The following is a 16,550-nucleotide window of genomic DNA, read 5'->3' on the forward strand; positions in this document are numbered from 1 at the left end:
ACCCGCACGACACCCGGCGCGGCGGGCTGGGGCCGGACCGCGCCGCGCGCCACCCCGCTGCCGGAGCTCGACGCGCGGGCCAAGGAGGCGCTGGTCGCCACCGACGACGCGGTCCGCACCAGCGAGGAGGAGCTGGGTTTCGCCACCGCCCAGTTCGGGGAGGAGGCCGCCGCGCCCTTCGCCGAGGCTGTCGGTTACGCGAAGAACCAGCTCACGGACGCGTTCCGGCTGCGCCAGCAGCTCGACGACGCCTTCCCGGAGGACGACACGGCCCGCCGCCGGATGCTGGACGAGATCCTCAGCCGCTGCGCGAACGCGAACGACCGGCTCGACGCCGTCGCCGAGGACTTCGACCGGCTGCGCGAGCTGGAGCGCGACGCGCCGCAGGCCCTCGCCGCCGCCGAGACGCTGCGCACCGCCGGCGTCCGCCTCGTCGCCCGCGTCACCGAGCACCCGCCCCACCCCCTGCGGGCCGTCCGCCCCGCCGACGGCGCGCCCCTGCTCACCCGCACCACCGTCACCGCGCTGACCGGCAGGCCCCGGCTCACCGGCGTCCGGGTCCGGCACGAGGACGGCCGCACCACCACGCTCGCCTGCGACACCGTCGTGTTCACGGCCGACTGGATTCCCGAGCACGAACTCGCCCGGCGCGGCGGCCTGCCCCTGGACCCCGGTACGCGAGGACCCGCCCACGACCCCGCGTACCGCACTGCGGAACCGGGCGTCTTCGCGGTGGGCAACCTGCTGCACGGCGGGGAGAGCGCGGCCACCGCCGCCCGCGAGGGCCGGGCCGTCACCGGACCGGTGCTGAGCCATCTCGCCGCCGGTACCTGGCCGGCGGGCGGACCCCGGCTCACCGTCGCGGCGCCGCTGGAATGGATCGCCCCCAACCTCACCGGACCCGCCGGCACCCGTCCGGACGCCCTGCTGCTCCGGACGGGCCGGCGGCTGACCGCCCCGCTGATCGTCGCCGGCCAGGACGGGGAGCCGCTGTACCGCCGCCGACTGGCCCGCACCGTGCCACCGGGACGCTCCTTCCCCCTGGCCGCCCACTGGCTGGAACACGTCGACCCACAGGGCGGCCCGGTCCACATCCGGCTCGCCTGACGACGGCGACGGCAGTCACCGGGCGCGCGGACGGGCCGGGGTGTGCCGACGGGGCGGGGCATGCCGGCCGCTCACGGTGTGCCGATGGCTCAGGGAATCAGCAGCCAGTCCGAGCCGATCGCGGCAACGAGCCCGACCGCCAGCAGCCAACTCCCCAGCCTGGTACGCCCGTTCCGGCTCAACTCGATCACGATCCCGCACAGGATCAGCGCCAGCCCGTACACCCCCACCACCAGCACGGAGGCCCGGCTCGCGAGCCGCAGCCCCAGCACCACCGCCATCGCGGCCATCCCGACCGAGGAGAGCACGACGCGCAGCCGTCTCGCCTGGCGCGGAGTCAGCCGGCGCTCCCCGGGCTCCGCGCCCTCCCCGCCCTCGACGACATCCTCCGCGACACCGTCCGCCGCGTCCTCGGCTATCGGGGTGTCCACGGCCCGGTCCTGGTCAGAAGTGCTCATGCGCCGGATCGTAATAGGTCCACCGGGACCGGTTCGCCGCTGTCAAGCAACACCGTCGAAACCCGGCCGTGTTCACCCCGGCCGCACACCGCATACCGCTACCCCTGTGCGGCCCGCAGCGCCGGTGCCTCCGCCGCCGCGTCCACCGGGCCCGCGCCCGGGCGCTCCACCCGCGCCGCCAGCCCCCGCGCCCACACGGCGAGCCCCGCGGTAGCCATCCCGTACGCCTCCCCGGCCCCGTACGCGTCGAGGGCCGCCGCACCCCGCCGCAGCAGCCGCGCACCGCCCTTCGCGTTGCCCCGGGCCGCATGGGTCAGCCCCACGGCCAGCTGGGCCAGCCCGCGCCACAACTCCCGTTCCTGCTCCGGGCCGGACTTCCAGGCGTCCTCGAACACCTCGTGCGCGTGGAACGGCATCCCCGCGTCGAGCAGCCGCTGCGCCTCCCGTACGGTCTGCGCGGGGGTGCGCTCGACGCCTTCCGGCTGCCGCTCCACCCCCGGTGTCCCGTACGGCAGCGGGCGGCCCAGCCCGTCACGGGGGCGCGCGTTGTGCGCCCGGCCCTCGGAATCCCGGTCCCTGCGTGTCTCGTTCACACCCCGATTGTGCCCCGCACCTGCGGCGAACTGACCGAACCACTGTCGGTCGCGACCCGCGCGCGACTAGGCTCGACCACCATGGTCATCACATTGGGGGAGGGTAGGCATGAAGCCGTCCCGGCCGCTTTATGAGCGCGAACCGGAACTCGCCACTGCCGCACAAGCCATCGACGCGCTCTGCGGCGCGCAGGCCACCGGCGGGCTGCTGATCTACAGCGGCGAGGCAGGTATCGGAAAGACCGCTCTCCTGGACGAGATCCGGGCCATGGCGGCGGACCGTTGCACCGTCTGGTCGGCACGCGGCGGCGAGACGGTCACCTCGGTGCCGTTCCACGTCGTACGGCAGTTGCTCCAGCCGACCCTGCACCAACTCCCGCCCGACGACGTACGGGCGCTGTTCGGCCCCTGGTTCGACATCACCGCACCGGCCCTCGGACTCGCGGAGCCGTCCGGCCCGCAGACCGACCCGCAGGGTGTGCGCGACGGACTCGACTACGTCGTCAAACGGCTCGCCTCCCGGCTCAGCCACCGCCCGCTGCTCCTCATCATCGACGACGCCCACTGGGCGGACGGCGAATCGCTCGCCTGGCTCTCCGCGTTCACCGCCCGCCTCGGCGATCTGCGCGTGCTCGTCGTCCAGGCGCACCGGCCCGAGGAACTCGCCGCCCGCGAGGCCGCGCGCAACGCGGCGGGTGGCCACCCCGCACAGATCCGCGTCGCCCTGCGCGCCCTCACCCCGGACGCCACCGCCGAACTGGTCCGCACGTCCCTCGGCGAGCACGCCGACGACCCGTTCTGCCGCGAGGTGTGGGCCGTCACCGGCGGCAACCCGTACGAGGCGGTCGAACTCGTCGCCAAGGTCCAGGACCGCGAGCTGGTCCCGCTGGAGGAGTCCGCCGGACTGCTGCGCGAACTCGGCGCCTCCGCCCGGGGCAGCGGCCTCGTCGCCCGCCTCGAACGGCTCGGCACCAACGCCACCCGCTTCGCCTGGGCCGCCGCCGTCCTCGGCACCGAGATCTCCCAGGACCTCGCCGCCATGCTGGCCGGGATGAGCGCGGCCGAGGCCGCGGACTGCACCGCCCGGCTGCGCGAGGCCCGCATCGTCAGCGGCTTCGACCCGCTCGAGTTCGTGCACCCGGTGATCGCCTCCGCCATCTACCGCTCCATCCCGCCCGCCACCCGCACCGCCATGCACGGCCGGGCCGCCTGGGCGATCACCCGGACCGGACGCGGCCCCGCCGCGGCCTCCCGGCACCTGCTCGAAGTCCACCCGGACGACGACCAGGAACTCGTCGAACAGCTCAGGGCCGCCGCCAGGCAGCACCTCGCGGTCGGCGCGCCCGAGGCCGCCCGGCGCTGCCTGGAGCGGGCCCTGGAGGAGCCGCCGCGCCACGACGCGCGCGCCACCCTGCTGTACGAGCTGGGCTGCGCGACGCTGCTCAGCTCCCCGGCCACCACGGTGCAGCATCTGCGCGCCGCCCTGGACATGCCCGGCCTCGCCGACGACCTGCGGGTCGACGCCACCTTCCGGCTGGCCGCAGCGCTGTCCCACAACAACCAGCTCAAGGAGGCGGCCCTGGCCCTCGCGGCCGAGGCCGAACGCACCGCGCCCGGACCCGGCCTGATGCGACTCCAGGCCGCCCACTTCCTCTGGGAGGGCATGCAGGCGACCGAGGAGGACGGACCGGGCCGCTCGCGCCGGCTCGCCGCCAACGCCGACCACCTCACCGGCCGGGACAACGCCGAACGGGCGCTGCTCACCCTGCGCGCCTTCGACGCCATGCTGCGCGGCGAGAACGCCGAGATCATCGTGGACCTCTGCGAGCGCGCCCTCGTGGACGGCCACCCGGCACGCGGGCTCGGCTGGACCGACACCGAGTGGGGCTTCGAACTGCCCGCCCTGCTCGGCATCACCTACGCGTTCACGGACCGGCTCGACCGCGCCGAGGAACTGTTCGGGGAGGCGGTCCGGGCCTTCGAGATCTCCGGCTGGAGCGGCGCCCACCTCGCCTTCGCCCACACCCTGCTCGGGCTGGTCCACCGCCGTCGCGGCCGTCTCGCCGAGGCGGAGGGCTTCCTGCGCGAGGGGCTGCGCCTCGCCGACCGCGTCGGCAACGGCCTGCCCGTCCACTGGGACGCGGCCTGCCTGCTCATCGACACTCTGCTGGCCCGGGGCCGGGTCTCCGAGGCGCGCAAGATCGCCGACCAGTACGACTTCGGCCTGCCCTATCCGAGCGCCATGGTGCTGCCCGACGCACCGTGCGTCCGGGGCCGCCTGCTGCTGGCCGAAGGCCGTATCAAGGAGGCCGTCACCGAGCTGGAGGCGGCCGGGCGCTCCCTGGAACCGCGCGGCAGGTTCAACGGCATCTGGGGCCCGTGGGCCGGTGACCTGGCCCGCGCCCTGGCCGACGACGACCCCGGCCGGGCCGCCCAGCTCGCCAACACGGCCCGTGTGCACGCGGAGCGTTTCGGCACCGAGACCGCCATAGGCGAGGCACTGCGCTGCGTGGCCCTGTTCGCCCCTCCCGAGGAGGCCGTCCACCTGCTGGGCCAGGCGGTCCGCCACCTGGAGGCGTCGCCCTCCGGCTTCGAGTTCGCCCAGGCACTGCTCGACTACGGCATCGCCACCCGCTCGTCCCGCGAACTGCAGCGGGCCCACAAGCTGGCCACGGCCTGCGGCGCCGAAGGACTGGCGGCACGGGCCCAGCAGGCACGTGCGTCGATCAGGTCCGGCGAGTGAGGTAATGTTTGTCCTGCAGCCACCGCCCGGCCAGAACGGGTGGAACGGCAGCGGGACGTGGCGCAGCTTGGTAGCGCACTTGACTGGGGGTCAAGGGGTCGCAGGTTCAAATCCTGTCGTCCCGACTGTTGAAGTCGTGATTCAGGGCCGGTTTCGGAATCTTCCGAGACCGGCCCTGGGTCGTTTCCGGCCCGTCCCCGGGCCCGGCCCCGGTCGGTCGCCGCGCCAGGGTCCGTCCGCACCATCGAGGTACACACGGTCGACAGCCGGCCCGCGCGGGCGGCCTGAAGGAAGGTGTCCGACATGATGATCGAGACCTCCGGGGTGGAGACGGCCGGTGGCCGGATCGATGTCCGACGGGTCGGACGGGGCACGACCGTCCTGTTCGTGCACGGCCTGATGGTCAACGGCCACGTATGGGATCCGCTGATCGAAGGGCTGCGCGACCGGTGCCACCTGGTGCTGCCCGACCTGCCCCTGGGCGGGCACCGCGTCCCACTGGCCCCGGATGCCGACTGCTCGCTGGAGGCGCACGCGGCGCGCGTCCTGGACCTCGCGCGCCAACTGCCCGGCCCCGTCGTGCTGGTGGGCAACGACACCGGTGGGGCCATCGCCCAGATCGCCGTGGCGCGGGAACCGGGACTCTTCGAGCGCCTGGTGCTCCTCCCCTCGGACGCCTTCGACAACTGCCCGCCGAAGCTCCTCGTGCCGATGCGCGCGCTGCTCGGCATCCCGGGGGCCGTCGGCGTGGTGGGGCGGGCGCTGCGGCTGGGCGTCGCCAAGCGGGCACTGATGAAGCTGGTGGCACGCGGCAAGGTCCCGACGGATCACATCGACGCCATGCTGGGTGCCCTGCCGAGCGACCGCGGCGTGCGGCGGGATCTCGTCAAGCTCCTGGCCGGGTTACGGCCGGCGGTCACCGAAGCGGTGGCGGAGGAACTGCACAGGTTCGAAGGACCCGTCCTCGTCGTCTGGTCGCGGAAGGACCCCCTCTTCCCCTTCGGCCACGGGGAGAGGCTGGCCGGCTGCTTCCCTCGCGGTGCGGTCGCCGTCGCCGAGAGGTCGCGCGCCTTCGTCTCGCTCGACGAGCCGGACTGGCTCACCGAGCGGCTCATCGAGTTCATCGCCGGCGGAGAGCCGGCGCCCGATGCCCTGTAGGGGCCCCGGACACGACACTGCCCGGCGGGCCGGGTGCGGCCTGCCGGGCAGTGTCATGGGTACGGCTGTGGGACGGGCTCCCGGGGTTCCGCACGGCTGCGGAACCCCGGCAGGGTCCTACTTCTGCCAGCCGACGAGGCCGGGGGCGCCGATGATGCCGTAGTTACCGTAGAACTGGGCGGCGCCGTAGTTGGCGAGGCCCTTCTTGACGGCCCAGATGATCGGACCGTTGTGGGTCGGCATGATGCCGTAGGTCTCCATGGCCTTCTTCTCGACCGCGTTACCGGCCTTGATCTGCTCGTCCAGGGTCGGCAGGTTGGTGACGGCCTTGGTCTCCTCGTCCATGCTCTTCGGGACGGAGCGGGACACGTTCAGCGTCGAGTCGGAGCAGTACATCTGGCAGATGTAGAGCATGCCGTTCGGGTCGCTGGAGATGAAGCCCATGCCGAAGATGTCGAAGGCGCGCTTGGTGAACACCTTGTTGAAGTCGGCGGACGGGTGAGCCTCGATGTTCACCTTGACGCCGATGTTCTTCATCATCTGGGCGACCGCGGTGGCACGGGCCTTGGTGGTGGACCGGTCACCGATGGTGGGGAAGCTCAGTTCGAGCTTCTTGCCGTCCTTTTCCCGCACCCCGTCCGAGCCGGCCTTCCAGCCCGCGGCGTCCAGGTCCTTCTTGGCCTGCTCGGCGTTGAACTTCACGAGGTTGCCGAAGTTGTCCTCGTAGCCCTTCTGAAAGGGGAACAGGGTGAAGGAGCCGGGCAGCGGCTCCGTGTAGTCCATGCCCTGGAACGAGATCTTCGCGAGCTGGGAGCGGTCGATCCCCTGCATCACGGCCTTGCGGACCGCGACGTCCTTCAGCGCCGGCGACGTGCTGTTCAGGACGAGCAGGTTGTTGGAGGTGGCCGTGCCGCGGCGCAGCTCGATGCCCTTCACGTCCTTGACCTGGTTGATCTGCTCGGCGTTCTGGACCTGGACGGCGTCGATCTGGCCGTTCTTGAACGCGTTGATGCTGGCGCTCTCCTCCATCTGGACGAAGGTCAGCTCGTCCAGCGGCGCCTTGGCGCCCCACCACTTCGGGTTGGGCTTGTACGTGATGGTGCCGCCCTTGGCGTCGAACTTGGCGATGGTGTACGGGCCGGCGCCCCACTCGGCGTGCGGCTTGCTCACGTACGCCTTGTTGAAGTCCTCGGACTTGGCGATGTGCGGGTTGACGAGCTGGTAGAAGAGGGACTTCCAGTAGACGAACGCACCCTTGAAGGTGACGATCGCCTGCTTGGCGTCCTTGCCCTTCTTGACCGAGGTGATGCTGGAGTACCCGTCCGTGGACGAGACGTTGTACTCCTTGTCCTTCCCGTTCAGCGCGGTCCAGGTGTCACGGAACGCGGTCCAGTCGATGTCCTGGCCGTCGTTCCACTTCGCCTTGGGGTTGATCGTGTAGGTGACCTGGGTGTTGCCACCCACCGTCTCCTGCTTGACGTCGGTGAGGTAGTCCTCGTTGTACGTGATGTTGCCCTTCGGGTCGTTGAAGGACAGCTGCGGCTGGTAGAACCAGCCGATCTTCGACGTGTAGAGCGAACCGTCGCCGTGCAGCGGGTTCAGCTGGTCGGGGATCTCGACGATCGGCAGCGTCAGCTTGCCACCCTGCTTCAGGTTGCTCGCGGGCTGCGGGTTGTACGAGGTCAGGATCTCGCTCTCCGACGTGGCGCCCTTGGACTTCGGCTTCTTGGCGTCGTCGGAGTCGCTGCTGCTGCACCCCGACAGGACGAGGGAGGACGCGGCGGCGAGCGCCACCAGGCTCACGGAGATCTTTCTCATGACGGCCTAGGCCTTTCTGGCTCGGTTACTTGTTGACAGAGATGGTCGTGCCCGCGAAGTGGCATGCGTCGCGGTGGTCCGAATCCCCTCGCTCGGTGAGCAGGGGGGTGACTCCGCGACACTGCTCCTTCTGCGACTCCGAGAGCGTCGTGTGGAGTGGGCACCTGGAGACGAAACGGCAACCGGGCTGTTCGTCGGTAGGACTGGGGAGGTCGCCCTCCAGCAGGATGCGTTCCCGGGTGCGTTCGGCCACCGGATCGGGCAGCGGGATCGCGGAGAGGAGCGCCTGCGTGTAGGGGTGCCTGGGGTTGTCGAAGACGGCGTCGGTGGACCCGATCTCGACGATCCGCCCCAGGTACATCACCGCCACACGGTCGGAGATGTGGCACACCACCGACAGGTCGTGGGCGACGAAGAGGTAGGACAGGCCCAGCTCGGCCTTGAGGTCGTTGAGCAGGTTGATGACGCCGGCCTGGACCGAGACGTCGAGCGCCGAGACCGGCTCGTCGAGCACCAGCAGCTTGGGCTTGGTGGAGAGCGCCCGCGCGATGCCGATGCGCTGCCGCTGCCCGCCGGAGAAGGCCGCGGGGAAGCGGTCGCGGTGCTCGGGGTCGAGCCCGACCAGCTCCATGAGCTCGGCGACCTTGGTGCTCAGCACCTTCTTGTCGCGTTCGCCGACCGCGCGCAGGGGCTCCGCGAGGATGTCGAAGACCGTCATGCGGGGGTCCAGCGCGCCCATGGGGTCCTGGAAGACCATCTGGATGTTGCGGCGTACGGCGCTGAGGTCCTGCTTCCGCTTCAGGTCGGCCGTGTCGTGGCCGCAGACGGAGATGCTGCCCTGCTCCGGGGGCTTGAGCCCCATGATCTCCAGCAGGGTGGTGGTCTTGCCGCACCCCGACTCGCCGACCAGCCCGAGCGTCTCGCCCTCGCGGATGTCCAGGTCGATGCCGTTGACGGCGAAGACCTTGCCCACCTTGCGCTTGAGCAGGCCGCCCTTGGTCAGCGGGAAGGTCTTGGTGACGCCGGACAGCTCCAGGACCGTCGGCCGCTCCTCGCGCGGGGTGTCCGCGGCGCGCTCCTCCCGTGCGCCCGGGACGGGGAAGATCGGCTCGCCGCCGATGGCGCCGTCCTCGATCTCCCCGGCCCGCCGGCAGGCGGCGGAGTGCGCCGTGCCGCTCGCGCCGATGGTCAGCAGCGGCGGCTCGGTCTCCCGGCAGGCGTCCTCGGCCGCGGGGCACCGCGCGGCGAAGGGGCAGGCGTCGGGCAGGTCCACGAGCAGCGGCGGAGTGCCCGGCACCGGGGTCAGGGCCTCCCGGTCCCGGTCGTCCAGGCGGGGGATCGCGCCCATGAGGCCGATGGTGTACGGCATCCGGGGCTGCGCGAAGAGCTCGTCCACCGAGGCGTGCTCGACCGGGCGGCCGGCGTACATCACCATGACGTCGTCGGCGGAGCCGGCCACGACCCCGAGGTCGTGGGTGATCATGATGACGGCGGCGCCGGTCTCGCGCTGGGCCGTCTTCAGTACGTCGAGGATCTGCGCCTGCACGGTGACGTCCAGGGCGGTCGTCGGCTCGTCGGCGATGATCAGGTCGGGGTTGTTCGCGATGGCCATGGCGATCACGGCCCGCTGCCGCATGCCGCCCGAGAACTCGTGCGGGAACCCCTTGGCGCGGCGCTCGGGGTTCGGGATGCCGACCAGGTCCAGCAGTTCGACGGCCCGCTTCCAGGCGGCCGCGGCCGAGATGTCCTGGTGGATCTGGAGGGACTCGACGATCTGGTCCCCGATGCTGAAGATCGGAGTGAGCGACGAGAGCGGGTCCTGGAAGATCATGCCGATCTGCTGACCGCGGACCTTGGACATCCGGCGGTCGTCCAGATCGAGGAGGTTCTTCCCGTCGAGCAGGATCTCGCCGGTGACCGAGGCGTACTCGGGGAGCAGCCCCATGACGGCCATCGACGTGACGGACTTGCCCGAACCGGATTCGCCCACGATGCCGAGGGTCTTGCCGCGGTGCAGGTCGAAGGAGACACCGCGTACGGCGTCGACCCGGCCGGATTCCGAGGGGAAGGCCACCTTCAGGTCACGAACGGACAGCAGGGCCCGCTGGGTTCCGGGTTCGGTCGTGACAGCGCGCTGCTCGATCATGCGCGGCCTCCAGACTGCGATGTGGGGTCCAGGGCGTCGCGCAGACCGTCACCGATCAGAGCCATGGCCACGGTCAGCAGGACGACGAGGATCGCCGGCAGGTAGAACAGCCAGGGAGCGGTGGACAGGGTGCTCTGCCCGTCGGCCAGCATGGAACCGAGGGACACGTCGGGCTGCTTGACGCCGAACCCGATGAAGGAGAGGGCCGTTTCGGACTGCACGGTCGAGGCGACACCGAGGGTGAACGTCACGATCAGCAGGGAGCCGATGTTGGGCACCAGGTGGCGGACGATGGTGCGGAGCGGGCTGACGCCCATGAAGCGCGCCGCCATCACGTACTCGCGTTCGCGCAGGGACGTCGCCAGGGACCAGATCACCCGGGCGGTCAGCATCCAGCCGAACAGCGTGAGCACCACGACCAGAACCTGCCAGTCACCGCGGTAGTGCGTACCGACCAGGGCGATGATGAGGAACGAGGGCAGGATGAGCAGGAAGTGCACGAAGCCGAGCATCACCCGCTCGATCTTGCCGCCGAAGTAGGCGGCGGTGGTGCCGAACAGACCGGCGATGGCGGTCGTCAGGAGCGACACCGTCACGGCGATGATCAGCGACCTGCCGAGGCCGTGCACCAGCTGGGCGTAGACGTCGTTGCCCGCGCCGTTGGTGCCCAGGAGGTGGCCGCCGACGCCGGGGCCGACGGTGAGAGCGGTGAAGTCCGCCTCCTCGTGGTTCCAGTCGGTCAGGAACCGGCCGAACACGGAGAAGAGGACGAGCAGGGCGAACAGGATCAGGCCGCCGAGGGCGGACTTGTTGCGCGCGAAACGGCGCATGTAGAGCCTGGTCGGCGAGAGGCGCTTGCCGCCGGTCGCGCCGGGCTCCAGTACTTCGGCGATCTCCGGAGCCTCCTCGGGGGCGGTTCCGGCACCGGGCATGTTGATGGCCACGTCAGCTCACCCTGATCCTGGGGTCGAGGGCCACGACGACGAGGTCGGCCAGGATCGCGCCGATGGCCGTCATGAGGGCACCGAAGGCCGCCACGGCGACGGCCCCGTGCACGTCGTTCGTGCTGATGGTCTTGGTGAAGTACTCACCCATGCCGTGCCACGCGAAGACCGTCTCGGTGATGACCGCGCCGGTGAACAGGGCGGGCATCGCGAAGGCGACCTGGGTGGCGACGGGAATGATCGAGGTCCGCAATCCGTGCCGGTAGATGGCCTGTTTGCGGGTCAGCCCCTTCGACCGTGCGGTGCGCACGTAATCGGAGTTGATGTGGTCCAGCAGCAACGAGCGCTGCAACAGGTGATATCCGGCGTACGAGATGAACGTCAGCGAGATCGTGGGGAGAATCGCGTGCATGACTCTCGAACCCAGCACGGGCCAGAACCCGGTGACGTCGGGGCTCTGCGCTCCGGCCACGGGCAGCAGCGTGTTGCCGAGGGACTGGTTGAGCCAGATCGCGACGAGGACCACGCCGAGCGAGGCCACGGCGGAGGGCGTGTTGAAGGAGATCACGGAGATGCCCTGCCACACCCGGTCACCGGCCTTGTACTGGCGCGATGCGGTGTAGACGCCCAGCCCGACGCCGATGACGATCGAGAGGATCGTCGAGGCGATGACCAACTGGCCACTGACGAAGATCCGGTAGGAGACCTGCTCGTTGACGCTGCCTCCGGTCGGCGACTGACCCCAGTCGAAATGGGTCACGATCTGGGAAATCCAGTGCCACCACCGATCCATGATCGGTTTGTCCGGATTGAGGTTGTAGAGCGACAGTGATTGGTTGATCTGGGCTGGAGTTCGAGGCGGTCGCAACGCGGTGTAGTTAGACGCAGGCTTCAGGAATGCATTGGCCAGGAAATACGTCAGATTGGTTGCGACAGCGATCATCAAAAACCAGCCGACTGCTTTGCGGGCGACATAACGCAGCACTGTGAGCCGGCCTTTCTTTGAAGCGTGGGCCCGCAGATCCGGTAGGTGAACTGGACGCTTGGCCGCGTTGACCGGGCACCGGGTTGCGAGCGCTCGGACAGGATGTGCGGACTCTCGAGGTCAGAAAATGATTGGTGCGAGGGCACCTCGATGGAGGAGGCTGTGGCGGGCAGGCGGTGCCGCACGGGTGCGTGGGGCCGAGGTGAGCCGTGTGCCAGGCATGGGGCGACAACCTTGCATCGGAATGAGTCGATTCGTGGCGGCTGCCCGATTCGACAGTGCCTGTGCTGACGATTCCAAGCGCCCGTGATCACGTCAAGGCTGGTCAGGTCGCGATCCGGTTAAGCGAGTCCGCATATCGGTCATTCGTGACGTAAATTCGGTGTGTCGTGACGGGGGCGGTGTGATGACGGGTTACCGAATAGTAAAAAGCGTAAAGGGCCCTCTTGTGTCATTTTGGACATAGGTGACTTTCGGTCTCGCGAGGGGGGCAGCCCCCGGCCTCTCGGGGGAGCGGGGAAGGGGGAGGTCCGGCCCCGGCGCCGTAAATCGGATGGTGGGCTGCGCTGGTCGCTTGTATGTTCTTCCTCGCGCCCGCGTCCGGCGATGCGCCCGGCTGCGGCTCCTTCCTTCTGACACCTTGTGACGCCGCCGCCCGTTCCTTGATCTCGGCGGACGCGTGCGCTCCCACCACCCTTCGAACCCGGGGGATCTTCCTGCCTCGTCACGCTCGACGCGTCTCCAAGGTCTGGTCCGAGATGCTGGTGTCCCCGCAAGTCTCGGCAGGCGCACGCCAGTTGGCCGCCACCCGGCCCGTCCCGGGCTCGTTCGCGGCCCCCTTCCGCGGCTACGCGGGCGGCCCGGCCCATGTCCGGGAACCCCGCGAGGAGTTGTTCCTCCTCGCCGTCGGAAACTTCGTCTCCCAGCGCACCTTCTACGAGAGCGGCGAGGACCGCGACCGGCGGTACACCGCTCTCGTCTCCCGGCTCGCCGTGGAGCATCCCGCGTGGACGGCGGGCCTGCTGCGCTGGCTGCGCGACGAGGGGCGGCTGCGGACGGCCCCGCTGGTCGGCGCCGCCGCGTACGTGCGGGCCAGGCTCGCGGCGGGGGTCAGCGACGGGCCCTCCAACCGGTCCGTCGTCGACTCCGTGCTCCAGCGGGCGGACGAGCCCGGCGAGTTGCTGGCGCACTGGATCTCGGCATACGGACGCACGGTGCCGCAGCCCGTGAAGCGGGGCGTCGCCGACGCCGTGCGCAGGCTGTACACCTCCCGGGCGCTGCTCAAGTACGACACCGCGTCCAGGGAGTTCCGCTTCGGCGACGTGCTCAACCTGGTGCACGCCTCGCCCGACCCCGCCAAGCCCTGGCAGGGTGCCCTCTTCCGGTACGCGCTGGACCGCCGCCACCACCCCGGGCGCGCCCGGCCCCCGGCGGACGACCGGCTGCTGACCGCACACCGCGCCCTGCTGGAGACCCCGCCCGAGGCGCGGCGCCGCCTGGTCACCGGGCCCGGCGGCCCGGAACGGCTCGCCGAGGCGGGGATGACCTGGGAGTCCGTCGCGGGCTGGCTGCACGGGCCGATGGACGCCCCCGTCTGGGAGGCGCTGATCCCGGTCATGGGGCCCATGGCCCTCCTGCGCAACCTGCGCAACTTCGACGAGGCGGGGATCGCGGACGCGACCGCCGAACGGGTCGCCGCACGGATCGCCGACCCCGAGGAGGTGGCCCGCGCCCGGCAGTTCCCCTTCCGCTACCTCGCCGCCCACCGGCATGCCGCGCCCCGCTGGGCCGGCGCGCTGGAAGCCGCCCTCGGCCACTCCCTGGCCCGCGTGCCCGCCCTGCCCGGACGGACCCTCGTCCTGGTGGACCGGTCCGACTCGATGTTCTGGGACACCGTCTCGGAGCGCTCCACGCTCAGCCGGGCCGACGCGGCCGCCGTGTTCGGCACCGCGCTCGCCCTGCGCGCGGAGCGGGCCGACCTGGTCGAGTTCGGCTGGCGCAGCGCAGCCGTGCCGTACGCGCCGGGCGAACCGGTCCTCGGCGTGCTGGAGCGGTTCCACCAGCTCGGCGGCACCGACATGACGCGCGCACTGCGCACCCACTACCGGGATCACGACCGGGTGGTCGTCGTCACCGACGAGCAGACCCTGCCCTACGGCCCGAGGAGCGCCGACCCGGTCCCGCGCGGGGTGCCGGTCCACACCTGGAACCTCGCGGGCTACCGGCCGGCCCACGGCGCCCCGGGCCCCGACCGGCACACCTTCGGCGGGCTCACCGACGCGGCGTTCTCGCTGATCGGTCTCGTCGAGGACGGCCGCCGGGCGCGCTGGCCGTGGACCACCGGCGATTGAGACCGGTGGCGTCAGTGGTGGAGCTTGGCCACGAACGCGTGGAGGTTGGTGAGCGTACGGGCGATCTGCTCCTCCGTGGTCAGGCTCTCCTTGAAGCGGGCGCCGGAGGCCGGCGTCTTCTTCCCCCGTACGTACAGCGAGCAGGCCAGGTCGGTGCAGATGTACAGGCCCACCGAGTTGCCCTCGCGGCCCGAGGGGCCCGCCTTGCGGGCGGTCATCAGTGAGACCCCGTTCCCCGGATGCGTCGTGAGGCAGAGCGAGCACATGCTGCGGTGCAGGAAGCCGCGCTGCTGGGAGGGGAAGCGCAGCGAGATCCCGGTCAGCTCGCCCTCGTGCTCGGCGACGATGTAGCTGCGGCCCGGCGCGGACAGGTCGCGCCAGCCGAGGAAGTCGAGGTCGTCCCAGGGCAGCTCCTCGAAGTTCCTGGGCATCGGCAGGCGCTTGGCCTCCCCCTTGGAGCAATTCACGAACGATGAGCGGATGTCCTGCTCGGTCACGGCCTTCATGGTCTCGAAGCTAACGCTGCCTATGAGCCCTAGGCAAATGATTAATTACGTTAGGGCTTCGCCTGGGTCACCTCGGTGGCGAGATCGAGCCGGTGCGCGGGCGGGTGCGGGACGGCGAGGTCCGGCCGCCAGGCCGCGAGGATCTGCGCGGACGGGTCGAAGAGCGGCGACGGCAGCGCCTCCGGCGGGGTCCACTCCCAGGTGCGGATCAGATGCGGCTCGGTCACCCGGGGTGTGGCGGAGTCCACGCGCACCAGGGCGGCCATCGTCACCCGGTTGATGCCGGCGACCACGTCGTGCAGCATCGCGAAGACGGTGACCCGGTCCTCGGGGACATCGAGTCCGGTCTCCTCGCGCAGCTCGCGCACGGCCGCCGCGGCGACGGACTCGGGCAGCGGATCGACCTTGCCGCCGGGCAGCTCCCAGGTGCCGTCGCGATGCCGCCCGAGCAGTACGCGCCCGCGCGCGTCCTGCACGATCACCCCGACCCCCAGCGCGGCCTGGGCCTGCGGCGGACGGGTGTTGCGGGAGGGGACGGGGGTGTTCTCGACGCTCATGAATCTCTCCTGACGGGGCCGACCGGTCCATGGAGCCTAGGGTCCTGGGCATGCCGGGCGGGCGTCACAGGGGTAGAGGTTCCCCGGTCCCGTTCACACCGCCAGCCGCAGCGACGTCTCCGAGACGCCGAGGCGTACGCTCTGCCCCCACGTCAGCTCCAGCGCGTCCGTCTCCATCCCGTCGCCGAACACCACCACCCGGTCCGACTCCACCGTCAGCCGCAGCGCCTCGTCGGGGCCCAGCTCGCCCGCCGTGAACGAGGTGCCGGTCGACGGCGACGGCCATGCCTCGCGGACGAACCAGAGCAGCCGCGGGTCGGCGGGGCCCGGCAGTGCGAGGCCGCTGCCGCGCTCCCGCCACAGCGAGCGCAGCCAGCCGGTCGCCCCGGTGCCGGTGCCCACCAGGACCCCGGAGGACGCCTGCGGTTCGGCGGGGGAGTCCGCCGAGTCGGGGCCGAGCCGGTAGCGGGCCGTCTGGTGGCCGGGCGGGCCCAGGTAGATCTCGTTGAGGGCCAGCAGCCGCTGCGTGTCGTCGGCCACCGCCTCCACCATCGTCAGCTCGTCGGCCCGCCCGCCGGGCGTCACGGCCGCCCGCATCAGCGCCCCCGCGTCGGCCGGCCGGTGGCGCACCAGGACGCCCGGGTTGCGCCCCGGGTCGGTGTCCACCCCGATGACCGGCTGACCGGTGAGGTACTTCGCGGCGTTGGCGACCAGGCCGTCCTGACCGACGACCACCACCACGTCCTCCGGCGCGAACAGGAAGCGGTCCAGGTCGGCCCGCTCCACCCGGCTGTGGCGCCACTGGAGGGGCACGGCCGCCGCCACGTCGGCCAGCGCCCGCCGGGTCCGCTCGTGCCGCCGCGCCACCTCGTTGATGGACCGGCCGCGCCCGGCGAGCACGAACGCGGCCTGGCCGTGCGTGCCGTACCGGACGAGCAGTTCCTCGTACTCGGTGGTGCGGTGGACCAGCACCGCGCGCGGGGCGAGGCTCACGCCCCGGCCTCCGGCCGGCCGAGCCTGCCGAGCAGGCCCGTGAGGACGTCGGGCGACAGGGTGAGGCTGTCGATGCGCGGCAGGTTCTCGGCGAGCCGGGTGGCCGCCAGCGCGTGCAGCGTCGCCGCCTCCACGTCCCCGTGCGCCCGCAGCCACGCGGTCTGGGCCTCGGCGCGCGCCGCGCCCACCTG

The 16,550-nt window shown here is 71.3% G+C and carries 13 protein-coding genes, 1 tRNA gene and 1 pseudogene; 5 read left to right on the plus strand and 10 right to left on the minus strand.

What is annotated here, in order from left to right:
- On the plus strand, positions 1-1,107 hold a 1,107-nt coding region (locus tag MHW47_RS19755; RefSeq protein WP_239225032.1), incomplete at its 5' end, for an FAD-dependent oxidoreductase.
- Positions 1,108-1,196: 89 nt separating this feature from the next.
- Here the strand turns inward: MHW47_RS19755 and MHW47_RS19760 are convergent.
- Together MHW47_RS19760 and MHW47_RS19765 are read right to left on the minus strand one after the other, a co-directional pair.
- On the minus strand, positions 1,197-1,565 hold the full coding sequence (locus tag MHW47_RS19760) for a hypothetical protein (protein WP_239225034.1): 369 nt from the start codon (positions 1,563-1,565) through the stop codon (positions 1,197-1,199).
- Positions 1,566-1,663: 98 nt separating this feature from the next.
- A complete protein-coding gene (locus MHW47_RS19765; RefSeq protein WP_239225036.1) occupies positions 1,664-2,158 on the minus strand; it encodes a DUF309 domain-containing protein in 495 nt (164 codons plus the stop codon).
- Positions 2,159-2,267: 109 nt separating this feature from the next.
- On the opposite strand from MHW47_RS19765, the gene MHW47_RS19770 reads away from it, so the two are divergent.
- From MHW47_RS19770 to MHW47_RS19780, 3 genes are all read left to right on the plus strand, one after another.
- Positions 2,268-4,901 carry an AAA family ATPase gene (locus MHW47_RS19770; protein ID WP_239225038.1) on the plus strand — a complete coding sequence of 878 codons (2,634 nt, stop codon included), beginning with the start codon at positions 2,268-2,270 and terminating at the stop codon, positions 4,899-4,901.
- Between the two features lie 51 nt (positions 4,902-4,952).
- Positions 4,953-5,026: transfer RNA gene (locus MHW47_RS19775), tRNA-Pro, on the plus strand.
- A 178-nt stretch (positions 5,027-5,204) separates the two neighbouring features.
- The gene (locus MHW47_RS19780; protein ID WP_239225040.1) at positions 5,205-6,059 is read left to right on the plus strand and encodes an alpha/beta fold hydrolase; all 855 of its coding nucleotides are present in this window, start codon (positions 5,205-5,207) and stop codon (positions 6,057-6,059) included.
- Positions 6,060-6,176: 117 nt separating this feature from the next.
- Here the strand turns inward: MHW47_RS19780 and MHW47_RS19785 are convergent, their stop codons facing one another.
- From MHW47_RS19785 to MHW47_RS19800, 4 genes are read right to left on the minus strand one after another with little or no spacing between them, the layout of a single operon-like run.
- On the minus strand, positions 6,177-7,877 hold the full coding sequence (locus tag MHW47_RS19785; RefSeq protein WP_239225042.1) for an ABC transporter family substrate-binding protein: 1,701 nt from the start codon (positions 7,875-7,877) through the stop codon (positions 6,177-6,179).
- A 25-nt stretch (positions 7,878-7,902) separates the two neighbouring features.
- Positions 7,903-10,023, minus strand: a complete 2,121-nt coding sequence (locus tag MHW47_RS19790) for an ABC transporter ATP-binding protein (RefSeq protein WP_239225044.1) — start codon at positions 10,021-10,023, stop codon at positions 7,903-7,905.
- Entirely contained in the window at positions 10,020-10,967 is a 948-nt protein-coding gene (locus MHW47_RS19795; protein ID WP_374230117.1) for an ABC transporter permease, read from the minus strand. Before MHW47_RS19795 ends, MHW47_RS19790 begins: the two co-directional genes overlap by 4 nt.
- Position 10,968: 1 nt before the next feature.
- Entirely contained in the window at positions 10,969-11,727 is a 759-nt protein-coding gene (locus MHW47_RS19800; protein WP_239225046.1) for an ABC transporter permease, read from the minus strand.
- A gap of 983 nt (positions 11,728-12,710) precedes the next feature.
- Between MHW47_RS19800 and MHW47_RS19805 the strand changes: the two genes are divergently transcribed.
- Positions 12,711-14,303: a TROVE domain-containing protein gene (locus MHW47_RS19805; RefSeq protein WP_239225048.1), complete on the plus strand. Its 1,593-nt coding sequence runs from the start codon at positions 12,711-12,713 to the stop codon at positions 14,301-14,303.
- Positions 14,304-14,314: 11 nt separating this feature from the next.
- On the opposite strand, the gene MHW47_RS19810 is transcribed toward MHW47_RS19805, so the two are convergent.
- The 4 genes and pseudogenes from MHW47_RS19810 to MHW47_RS19825 form a co-directional block, all read right to left on the minus strand.
- Positions 14,315-14,809, minus strand: coding sequence for an FBP domain-containing protein (locus MHW47_RS19810; protein ID WP_239225050.1), 495 nt, complete (start codon positions 14,807-14,809; stop codon positions 14,315-14,317).
- A gap of 50 nt (positions 14,810-14,859) precedes the next feature.
- Entirely contained in the window at positions 14,860-15,366 is a 507-nt protein-coding gene (locus tag MHW47_RS19815) for an NUDIX hydrolase (RefSeq protein WP_239225053.1), read from the minus strand.
- Between the two features lie 93 nt (positions 15,367-15,459).
- Complete coding sequence (locus MHW47_RS19820; protein WP_239225055.1) at positions 15,460-16,359, minus strand: hypothetical protein; 900 nt, start codon at positions 16,357-16,359, stop codon at positions 15,460-15,462.
- Positions 16,356-16,550 (minus strand): annotated as a pseudogene (locus MHW47_RS19825) (SPFH domain-containing protein); the annotation flags it as partial. The pseudogene MHW47_RS19825 and the gene MHW47_RS19820, both read right to left, overlap by 4 nt.

The organism is Streptomyces sp. OfavH-34-F, from assembly GCF_022347745.1.
Classification (GTDB): domain Bacteria; phylum Actinomycetota; class Actinomycetes; order Streptomycetales; family Streptomycetaceae; genus Streptomyces.